The sequence below is a fragment of the Rhodosalinus halophilus genome, assembly GCF_003298775.1.
Lineage (GTDB): Bacteria > Pseudomonadota > Alphaproteobacteria > Rhodobacterales > Rhodobacteraceae > Rhodosalinus > Rhodosalinus halophilus.
The window spans coordinates 1-220 of sequence record NZ_QNTQ01000061.1; the positions used below are offsets into that span (position 1 = coordinate 1).

The following is a 220-nucleotide window of genomic DNA, read 5'->3' on the forward strand; positions in this document are numbered from 1 at the left end:
CGCGATGGAGGAACACGCCGATCCCATTGCCGAGGCCGTGCGCTGGAGCATCTGCGAGGGCGAGCTCATCCAGGCCATGGGTCGCGGGCGTGGCGTCAACCGCAGCGCCGCCACGCCGCTCGAGATCGATCTGCTCACGGACGTCGTCCTGCCGGTCACCGTGGACGCGCTGGTGCCGTGGTCCGATCTCCGCCCGACCCGGCGCGACCTGATGGCGCTC

At 71.4% G+C, this 220-nt stretch carries 1 protein-coding gene; it reads left to right on the forward strand.

Going from position 1 to position 220, the window contains the following annotated elements; translation table 11 throughout:
• Nucleotides 1-220 (forward strand): hypothetical protein (locus DRV85_RS18850; protein ID WP_199526104.1); only part of this gene is annotated, 220 nt, incomplete at both ends.